Consider the following 9,950-nt stretch of genomic DNA (forward strand, 5'->3'; position numbering starts at 1 on the left):
CGGTATCGTTGTAGCAATCGCAATGGAATTTAATATTCCCATTACCTACATCGGTCTTGGCGAAAAAATGGAAGATCTCAGGCCGTTCAATGGTGCCGATTTCGCAACCGCGTTACTCGGTCTTGAGGATGCGCCTGAAGCGTAGCTTGTCTGCGGTGCTTTTGTCTCCGACGGGTAGGCGGGCTCTGCCCCCTACCACCCCCGCAAGGGGGGATTCCCCCCTTAACCCCGATTAAGGGAATGTTTGTTACGGTGGGATATAAAGTTAGTTGCGTGCAAGGTGCTGATATTTAGTATAAAGAATGAGACGGATGGGGAGACCTGTCCGTCTTTTTTATAGCAAGAGAGGGAACAGTCATGATTCCGCAAGATTGGTGTGAAGCTGTACCGTATTTTAATGAGGGCAGGCATGAACGTATTTTGCAAAAAGTGGCAGCACTAAGAGAAACAACCACAGTGTTTCCCGCAGAAGAGAATGTCTTTTCCGCGTTACAAGCTGTGCCGTTTGAGGACGTGCGTGTGGTAATCCTCGGACAGGACCCGTATCACGGTGCAGGGCAAGCGCATGGTCTGTCTTTCTCCGTGCCCGAAGGTGCCAAGTTTCCACCGTCGCTCCGCAATATCTTTAAAGAGATCGACGCAGAATTTCACGACGGAACAAAACGTGACGTTTCAACAAACCTCACACGCTGGGCAGAACAAGGCGTTCTTCTTTTAAACGCGACCCTGACAGTTCAGGAAGGCAAAGCCGCATCACACGCCAAGCTCGGTTGGAACGCTGTGACAGACGACATTATCAAAGCCATAAGTCGCAAACGCAAAAATGTAGTGTTCCTCCTTTGGGGGAAGCATGCACAAGATAAAAGACCGCTCATTGCAGACAACAATCACTGCGTCCTCGAAGCCGTGCACCCGTCGCCGCTTTCAGCATCACGTGGATTCTTTGGCTGCAATCATTTTATTCTTACAAACAACTGGCTCCGCGAGCACCGTCAGTCTGAAATCGACTGGTAGGAAGTAGCTGTCTTAGACGATGCTACGACGTTTGCTTTCGGCGACTCTCCGAGGGGCAAGGGCTCTGCCTCCACAAGGGACTTGTTCCCGTAACACTCGTTCCTCGTGAACGGTTACTGGCGCAAGCACCCGCAAGGGGGACGCCCCCTTGACCGCGAAGTTATTGCGAACTCAGTTTGTTGTTTATTCTTTCACGCGGCTTAATTCTCATTACCTTTCCCTAGCATAGTAAAAAGGCTGACCTAACTAATTAGGACAGCCTTTTTTGTATTACAGAAAGGTAGTGGAGTATAAGCCGCGAGGTAACGCAAAAAACGGGCTAAGCTCGCAAGTAAAAGTTTTAGGAGATTCTTAAGAAGCCCTTTTCCGAAAGGGTTCTTAAGCCGCCGGAGGCAAGCACCACAGGTTCGCCGAAGGCAACTACCGTTAGCAAATACGCGGAAGCTGTTCACCTTCAAGCATGTTGAGCAGTCGGTGTCCACCGAGAGGTGTTTCGAGAACGACCTGTCCGGGTTTGCCTGGTGCATTTTCTGGATCAAGCACAGTGCCTACTTGCACAGCCTCTTCACCATATTTCAATGATCGCATGAGGGTTAACGCTGCTTCTGCTTTTTCTTGAGGAAGAATGCAGATGAGCTTGCCTTCGTTTGCGAGATAGAACGGATCAAGACCGAGGAAGGAGCAACCGTTGCGAACGGATTCACGAACGGGCACTTGGCTTTCTACGATATTCATGGTGACGTTAGACTGCCCTGCGATTTCGTTGAGGGTAGTTGCCAGTCCACCACGAGTCGGGTCGCGGAGAACGTGGATGTCACCAATTTCGTTGATGAGTGCAGCGACGATGTGGTTGAGCGGCGCGGAGTCGCTCTTTACATCGGTAGCAAAGTTGAGCCCTTCACGGTTGGAGAGGACTGTGAGACCGTGGTCACCCATGGTTCCTGAAACGAGGATAGCGTCGCCTGGTTTGGCATGTGCGCCGGAGGTTGCTTCTGGAAGAATGAGTTCACCGATACCGGTGGTGTTGATGAAAATTTTGTCGACGCAGCCACGCGGTACAACTTTTGTGTCGCCGGTGACGATGAGTACATCGGCTTCTTTAGCGGCTTCTGCCATTTCGATAACGATTTTTTCCAGCGTGCTCATGTCGAGCCCTTCTTCAAGGATGAAGCCGCAGGAAAGGTATCGTGGTTTAGCGCCGAGCATTGCTACGTCGTTAACGGTGCCGTGCACTGCGAGGGTGCCGATGCTGCCGCCGGAGAAAAAAATCGGATCGACAGTGTAGCTGTCGGTACTCATGGTGATGGGGCCGGTGATGTTCAGCAGAGCAGCGTCGTTCATCTCATTAAGAATCGGGTTGCCAAAATGCTTGAAAAAAAGGTCGCCAATGAGGCGGTTGGAGGCCATGCCCCCGCTTCCGTGATCGAGAAGAAGTGTAGATTCGCTCATGATTATGCTGTCACCTGATATTTGAAGTAAGCTGCACAGCTGCCTTCTGTGGAAACCATGCAAGGGCCTACCGGTTTTGCAGGGGTGCATGCCTTTGCGAATAATGGACATTCGTTTGGCTGCATTTTCCCTTTAAGCACCTCACCACATTTACACCCGGGAGTTTGTGGAACGTCTCTCAGTGTAATATTGAGCGCTTTCAGCGCGTCAAATTCTTCGTACTCGTCTTTAAAGATAAGACCACTGTCTGGGATTGTGCCAACGCCGCGCCATTGTGCTTCTGCAACATCAAATACAGAGAACATGATTTCGCGTGCTTTGGCATTGCCGGAATCTGATACTGCGCGCTTGTATTGGTTAACAATAGATGCTTTACCAGTTTTGCGCTGTTCTACCATAATGAGTAGAGATTGAAGAATATCTACAGGATCAAATCCGGTGATGACACCCGGTGTATTGTAGGTTTCAGCTACAAAGTGATATGGTTCCATGCCGAGAATTGTTGATACATGCCCCGGTAAGAGGAATGCATCGACTGCACATTCTGGATCTTCGAGCAGAACCTTGAGTGCTGGCGGAACCATTTTATGGAATGAGAGTACCTTGAAATTTTTAATATTTTGCTGTTTTGCCATCATGATGGAAGCAGCAATAGTAGGTGCTGTGGTCTCGAAACCAACTCCGAGGAATACGACGGTGTCGTTCGGGTTGTTTTGAGCAAGTTTGAGTGCGTCCAGCGGAGAGTAGACGATTTCGATGCGTGCGCCCTCTGCTTGTGCGAGCTTCAGGTTACGCCCTTTTGGACCTGGTACGCGCATGAGATCGCCGAAGGTGGCTAGAATAACACCATCTTTTCCCGCAAGGTCGAGGAATGCCGCAACTTCACTTTCGTGTGTTACACATACAGGACAGCCGGGGCCGGAAAGGTGGACGATTTCTTTAGGCAATAATGGTCGCAGTCCGCTTTGAAAAATAGCTACAGTATGCGTGCCGCAGACTTCCATAAAACGAAGAGGAGCATCAAGCTCATTATGAAGCTGCTCCAGAAGTTTTTTGCATAATTCTGGATCTTTAAAGGAATCAGATACATTCATGGTGTACATCCTTAACATGGTTGGAGCATAGGGATAGACGCGGCAGGGTATCCGCACACTGAATACAGCTACGCTTTCAGTTAAATGGTGTCAACGGGGTGGAAAAAGTAGCCTATGCAAGCTGTCTTTGCTTTTTTTGCACCCACTTGCTACAAAAAGTTGAAAGCCGGTCTTTTTTTGAAATTATCTCGCCGGATACATAGAGGTTTTTATGCGGTCACCGTCAGATTCTCAACATAAGCAGTGCGCTTTTCGTGCAGCTCTTCCTTTTCATCGTTTTCCTGTGAATCCGAAGTGGCATATTCCAACTGATGCAGAGTGCACAGCACTGTGGGACAAATATAAGATGCCCGAGCATATTCGGGCGCATAGCGAACAAGTGGCGAATGTGGCGACCACCTTGGCAGAACTGGGCGTGGAGCGTGGACAGGATGTCTCTGTAGAAAGCATCACGTCGAGCGCGCTTTTGCATGACATCGCAAAAGTGTACACCATAGAATTTGGTGGCGATCATGCCTGGATTGGTGGTTCAATAGTTTTGTCTGAAACGGGAAACCCTTACGTTGCTCAAGGCGTTTTACATCACGTGCATTGGGATTGGCCTGTTGATTCTGAATTGTGTTTTTTGCCTTTGGCGATTATCTACGCAGATAAACGGGTGATGCACGATAGCGTGGTATCGCTTGATGAACGCTTTGACGATCTTGTTGTTCGATATGGAAAAACAGACAGGATTATTGCAAATATAATGAAGGCAAAGGTGCTTGCACAACAAATTGAGCAGGCCTTTTCCGAACAGTTAGGAATTTCGTTACATGAACATTCTTTTAATAGCGGGCGGTTGGTCTAGCGAACGAGAAGTTTCGCTGAACGGTGCAAAAGGCATCCATGAGGCGCTTTTGCGTCTTGGGCATACCGTTACATTTTTTGATCCCCAGTTATCTCTGGACGGCTTACTTACTGCCGCACGGGGACATGACTTTGCTTTTATCAACCTGCATGGTTCTCCAGGTGAGGACGGCATGGTACAGGCGCTGTTGGAATCCGTTGCTTGTCCGTTTCAGGGCAGCCGCGCCACAGGGTCTTTTATCGCACTGAACAAGTCAGTTTCCAAACAGGTTTTTCTTGATAACGGTCTGCCGACTCCTGAATGGGAGTTTCTGGCGAAGCGTCCTTCAAAAGATTGGCGTCCTAAATTCTCGTATCCGTTATTTATCAAGTCAAACACCGGTGGTTCCAGTTTAGGGCTTTCCCGTGTTGCAAGTGCAGAAGAGCTTCCAGATTCTTTGGACTCTCTGTTTGCTACTGAAAGTCAGGTAATTGTAGAGCCTCTGATTGAAGGTGTCGAAGTTACCTGTGGTGTTCTGGGTGACTCTGCACTTCCGCCAGTTCTTATAGAACCGGCTGACGGCTCTGTATTTTTTGACTACGAAGCAAAATACCGCCCGGGCGGAGCTCGTGAAATTTGTCCGGCTCCATTGCCGGATACCATTACCGCACAGGTTAAACATTTTGCGCTTAAAGCTCACAAGGTTCTTGGCCTGTGTGGATATAGCCGCGCCGACTTTATTTACTCACCAGACGGCAGTTTGCATTTGTTGGAAGTGAACACCCTGCCGGGTATGACTTCCACAAGTCTTCTTCCTCAGGAAGCAGCTGCAATCGGGCTTTCTTTTGATGACCTTATCGCAAGGTTGATTGAATTGGGCTTCGACGAAAGTAAATAGTTTAAATATGCACTGCATTGCCTTTGAATTTGTGTACCCTTATAATGATACACAGCTTCGGGGCGTTGCAGTGCATCTGTATATTTTTTTGCTTGAAGGATTTGCTAGCGGACTCACTCTCAAACTTAGGATGCTTCTATGAGCCTTGGATTCTCGCACAACATGATGCTTGCAGTCTATGGAACTGTATGGCGTATTGCCCGCCCCGTTCTTGATCGCAATAAACGTTTGAAAAATGGACTGGCTCAGCGACTTGTACCGTATGGCTGGTCAAAGCGAGCACATGTTTGGGTTCAGGCAGCCTCTGGTGGCGAGGCGTATCTTGCATGGCAAATGCTACGCGAGATGCCGGATGATCAGCAGATGACCATCTTACTTACCTCCTGCACTAAGCAGGGCATAGAAGTTTTGGAAAAAGCTAGAGAGTGGGCAGAGAAAGAAAAAAGCTATCTTGATGTCATTGTAAACTACTTCCCGTACGACCAGCCTCATGTAATGGAGCGTGCTGTGGAAATGGTGGCACCGAAGGCAATGGTTTTGCTCGAAACAGAACTGTGGCCGGGGCTTCTGACAGCCTGCGTTGTACGTGATATTCCAGTGGCGGTCTTTAATGGCCGTATGAATCCGCGCTCGTTGGCTGGATATCTAGCTACTGCCGGATTCTGGCAGCGTATTCGACCGACAATGATCCACGCCATTTCCGATAAAGATGCTCGCAGATATGCAGCACTTTTTGGAGAGCAGGGCGTGTACACTATGAATAACATTAAGTTTGATAGTGTTTCGGTTGAGAACGCGGCAGGCAAAAATCCGCTTGTAGGCAAAGTGATTAAGAAGAATACGCCGCTTGTTGTTCTCGGCTCTGTTCGGGAAGAAGAAGAGTCAGACATCCTTGATTTGGTAATTCGCCTTAAAAAAGCACGACCAAAAACAAGCATTGCATTGTTTCCAAGGCATATGGAACGGGTTGGATTGTGGGAGATGATGTTGAACGGAGCTGAGCTGCCTATAGTTCTTCGATCACAGATCACAGAACCACCTGCACCGGGGACTGTCATTTTATGGGACACCTTTGGTGAGCTTGGTTTTGCATACCAGCTTGCTCGCGCAGTCTTTGTCGGCGGCAGCCTTGCTCCTTTGGGTGGTCAGAATTTTCTTGAGCCGCTTGCGTTTGGTAAAATGCCGGTTATCGGCTCCAGCTATCACAACTTCCAATGGGCAGAAGGCATTATCGACGAAAAGTTGGTGTACTCTGTGGATGATGTTGACGGCGTCTTTGATCAGATCATGCGTATTCTTAAACGAGCCGCAAAGCCTGAAACCGTGCAGAAACGCTTTTCCACATGGTTGAAAGATCATCAGGGTGGTACAAAGCAGGTGCTTAACGCACTTTGGCTGATGGTGAAGCGCGAAGTATAACGCAGCGAGCCTTTAACTATATATACAATGAAGCGGATGAGCCTGAATATTCAGGTTCATCCGCTTTTTTATTCTCTGTAGTTAGCACAGAAGGCGCGTAGATCAGCGTGATCAGCTAGCGTTTTCTGCTGCGTAGATTGCTTCGCGTCTTTGGTGTGATGTGCTTCTGTCCAGAATAAACGCAATGGCAAAAATCCCCACGGCGTTAATGCACAGACGAATGACTGTGTATCTAAGCCCAATACTCGAGGCTTCAAAGAGCGTCATGGGAAGCTTGATGGTTGACCATGCACCGATAAATATAAAGATATTCAAAAGACTGGCGCCTTTTCGCAGAAGCATGCCCGCAATGGGGAACGCAACATATAAAGGTCCCGCAGCGGCTGTTCCCAGCAGTGTCGCGAGCAACATCCCTTTAATGCCGGACTCAGTTCCCATGTGCTGCATAAATTTTTCCCGCTCTACCCACACATCCAGCAGTCCAAGTAAAATGAAGATTGGTGGGATGAATGAAAGCATTTCGAGCAAGTTACTTTTGGTAATGGAAAACGCGCGTATTCCCTTTTCAGGCAGAATAAAGGCGAGTGCAATGTTAATGAGTAGAAGGGCGATGGCTACGCGGTATCGTTTTATGAAATCCTGCATTACATTACCGCTCCCATTATGAGTGCACATATGATGGAATGAAATAGGCCAAGCAACGTTCGTTTAATGGCAACATCTTTACCGAAATATTGAATCTCCAACGGCAGAGTGATTATGCCCACCATCATAAGCGTCGTTATAAACAGGGTGATTTGAGCGTAGCCAGCTCCGGCTTGCAATAGCGATGCCGCAAGAGGATACGCAACAAATGCGGGCATGAATGCGATAGAGCCGAGGACACCGGCAATGAGTAAGCCACCTATGCCTGAGTCGTCACCAATAAGTCTGGTAATGACTTCCGTATCGAGAAACGCCAGAGAAAGCCCGATGATAATCAGAATAGAGAGAAATTGAGGCAGGATGTTTTCAAAAGACTTCCACGCTTTTTTAAGCGCCATTCGTGTCTTTTTCTTGTCCCGCGTATATGAAGCGGCAAGGGCTACAATCGCAAGTGCATATAAGAAAAGTGTGAACATGGAGTATCCTATTTTGCATGATAGAGGTAAGTGTTTACTTTTCGAGAGGTGCACGGTCAAGCAAGAAGGCACGATGTTCACCAGTCTTATATGACGGATGCTTATATATGATAGAAAGAGTAAGCGGCGTTTATATATCGGATTCTGTAGTATTAATTGCAGGAAATCGGTTGACATTAAACGGGAACTGCCTTTAGAGTTTGTTCATGCAGAAAACTAACAATTCCTCAATTCTTTCTCTTCGCAATTGGTGGTGGCGCTTGTAATAGGCGCCGTGGATTGTTGTTGCCTGCGTAAAAAATTTACGTAGAACTTACTAAAACCGCGGTAGTGCAAACTGACCGCGGTTTTTTATGGTCTAAGCACTGCCGTAACATATCAAGGGGACTTATTATGTCTACAGCAGTGAACAAAGAAGTTACAGCAGCGGGTTTTTTTGGAGAATACGGCGGGCAGTACGTTCCGGAACCATTAAAGCCTGTACTCACAGAGCTTGCTGAAGCTTTTGAAAAATATCGTGACGATCCTGAGTTCATTAAAGAGTACAACTACTACTTAACTCACTTCTCTGGTCGTGAAACACCTCTTTATCTCTGTTCCAACCTTACCGAAAAGCTTGGTGGCGCAAAAATCTATCTCAAACGAGAAGATTTGAACCACCTTGGCGCACACAAAGTTAACAACACCATAGGCCAAATCCTGCTTGCAAAGCGTATGGGCAAAAAGCGCATTATCGCTGAGACCGGCGCTGGACAGCACGGTGTTGCAACTGCTGCAACTGCTGCTCTCATGGGTATGGAATGTACCATCTATATGGGTGACGTAGACATCGAACGTCAGAAGCTCAACGTATTCCGTATGCAGATGATGGGTGCTAAGGTTGTAGCAGCAACCAGCGGTCAGAAGACTTTGAAAGAAGCTGTTGATGAAGCGTTGGCAGAACTGGTGCAGTCTTCCGAAGATACTTTCTACCTTCTTGGTTCAGCAGTAGGTCCACATCCATACCCGACAATCGTTCGCGAATTTCAGCACATCATCAGTAAAGAAGCAAAGCGTCAGGTTCTTGATCAGGAAGGCCGTCTTCCAGATTGTTGTATTGCTTGTGTTGGTGGCGGTTCAAACGCAATCGGCATGTTCGCAGATTTCATCGAAGACAAAGATGTACGCCTTATCGGTGTAGAGCCAGCAGGTCGTGGGCTTAAATATGGTGAACATGCAGCTTCCTTGAGTCTTGGCGAGCCGGGCATCATGCACGGGTTCAACTCCTATATGCTTAAAGATGAAAATGGCGAAGCCGCAGAAGTATACTCAATTTCCGCTGGGCTTGATTACCCAAGCGTAGGGCCAGAGCATGCATTCCTTAAAGATGCAGGTCGCGCTGAGTACGCATATATAAGTGATAAGGAAGCAATGGACGCATTCTTTGCACTTTCGCGTACAGAGGGCATCATTCCGGCAATCGAATCTTCCCATGCACTTGCACATGCTATGAAGATTGCTCCGCAGATGGAAAAAGACCAGATTATGATTGTATGTCTGTCCGGTCGTGGTGACAAAGACGTTGCACAGATTGAGCAGATGGTTTCAGCTGGTGAAGTAATGGTTCCAGAGCTGTAATAAGCCTTAAAATTACAGAAAAAAGCGGAATGTCAGCATTGGCGTTCCGCTTTTTCTATTTTGGAAAGAGAAGTGATGAAAAAGATTAGAGATGGTTTTTCATTTAAAACAGTGTATTAGTTATAGTGCGGCAAAAAGAACACAAAAAATCTTAAAAACATGTTGACGAAGAGAGCTGGTTTACATAGAACCTCTCTCGCTGCAACGAAGCGGCCCGCACGGGTCGGAACGACGCAGCTTGTTCATTTTCAATTAACGACGCAAAATCGAAAGACAACTTCTTCGAATTTAAATTCAAAAAGAGGTTGACTCCCGAAGTGAGATAAGGCAAAACGCTTTTCGCACCTCGGAAGACAACTGGTCTTTTGTCGTCGCTTTGAAACTCTTTGACAATTAAATAGCGAATCGGATTGATTTAGAGATCAGCTAGCGTTGTTCGTTGCTTCGGTAACGGACAATTCAATACAGAATTATTAAACTGGAGAGTTTGATTCTGGCTCAGATTGAAC

9 protein-coding genes and 1 pseudogene are annotated in these 9,950 nt (G+C 47.5%); 6 read left to right on the forward strand and 4 right to left on the reverse strand.

Features of this window, described 5'->3' with window-relative positions; genetic code table 11:
* Positions 1-145, forward strand: a pseudogene (locus MKHDV_RS18210) (signal recognition particle-docking protein FtsY); the annotation flags it as partial.
* A 212-nt stretch (positions 146-357) separates the two neighbouring features.
* Positions 358-1,014, forward strand: coding sequence for a uracil-DNA glycosylase (ung, locus tag MKHDV_RS18215; protein ID WP_160717875.1), 657 nt, complete (start codon positions 358-360; stop codon positions 1,012-1,014).
* A gap of 426 nt (positions 1,015-1,440) precedes the next feature.
* Here the strand turns inward: ung and hypE are convergent, their stop codons facing one another.
* Both hypE and hypD read right to left on the reverse strand, forming a co-directional pair.
* Positions 1,441-2,463, reverse strand: coding sequence for a hydrogenase expression/formation protein HypE (hypE, locus tag MKHDV_RS18220; RefSeq protein WP_160717877.1), 1,023 nt, complete (start codon positions 2,461-2,463; stop codon positions 1,441-1,443).
* 2 nt (positions 2,464-2,465) lie between these two features.
* The gene (gene hypD / locus MKHDV_RS18225; protein ID WP_160717879.1) at positions 2,466-3,557 is read right to left on the reverse strand and encodes a hydrogenase formation protein HypD; all 1,092 of its coding nucleotides are present in this window, start codon (positions 3,555-3,557) and stop codon (positions 2,466-2,468) included.
* 211 nt (positions 3,558-3,768) lie between these two features.
* Here hypD and MKHDV_RS18230 point away from each other — a divergent pair, with 211 nt between their 5' ends.
* From MKHDV_RS18230 to MKHDV_RS18240, 3 genes are all read left to right on the forward strand, one after another.
* Complete coding sequence (locus MKHDV_RS18230) at positions 3,769-4,407, forward strand: HD domain-containing protein (RefSeq protein ID WP_160717881.1); 639 nt, start codon at positions 3,769-3,771, stop codon at positions 4,405-4,407.
* Positions 4,373-5,284, forward strand: coding sequence for a D-alanine--D-alanine ligase (locus tag MKHDV_RS18235; RefSeq protein ID WP_160717883.1), 912 nt, complete (start codon positions 4,373-4,375; stop codon positions 5,282-5,284). The genes MKHDV_RS18230 and MKHDV_RS18235 overlap by 35 nt, the downstream gene beginning before the upstream one ends.
* A gap of 138 nt (positions 5,285-5,422) precedes the next feature.
* Positions 5,423-6,703, forward strand: coding sequence for a 3-deoxy-D-manno-octulosonic acid transferase (locus MKHDV_RS18240; RefSeq protein WP_160717885.1), 1,281 nt, complete (start codon positions 5,423-5,425; stop codon positions 6,701-6,703).
* Positions 6,704-6,814: 111 nt separating this feature from the next.
* Here MKHDV_RS18240 and MKHDV_RS18245 read toward each other — a convergent pair whose 3' ends face one another.
* Together MKHDV_RS18245 and MKHDV_RS18250 are read right to left on the reverse strand one after the other, a co-directional pair.
* Positions 6,815-7,348 carry a permease gene (locus tag MKHDV_RS18245; protein WP_160717887.1) on the reverse strand — a complete coding sequence of 178 codons (534 nt, stop codon included), beginning with the start codon at positions 7,346-7,348 and terminating at the stop codon, positions 6,815-6,817.
* On the reverse strand, positions 7,348-7,824 hold the full coding sequence (locus MKHDV_RS18250; RefSeq protein WP_160717889.1) for a permease: 477 nt from the start codon (positions 7,822-7,824) through the stop codon (positions 7,348-7,350). Before MKHDV_RS18250 ends, MKHDV_RS18245 begins: the two co-directional genes overlap by 1 nt.
* 393 nt (positions 7,825-8,217) lie before the next feature.
* Here MKHDV_RS18250 and trpB point away from each other — a divergent pair, with 393 nt between their 5' ends.
* The gene (gene trpB / locus MKHDV_RS18255; protein ID WP_160717891.1) at positions 8,218-9,441 is read left to right on the forward strand and encodes a tryptophan synthase subunit beta; all 1,224 of its coding nucleotides are present in this window, start codon (positions 8,218-8,220) and stop codon (positions 9,439-9,441) included.
* Positions 9,442-9,950: the final 509 nt, after the last annotated feature.

Source organism: Halodesulfovibrio sp. MK-HDV (assembly GCF_009914765.1).
Lineage (GTDB): Bacteria > Desulfobacterota > Desulfovibrionia > Desulfovibrionales > Desulfovibrionaceae > Halodesulfovibrio.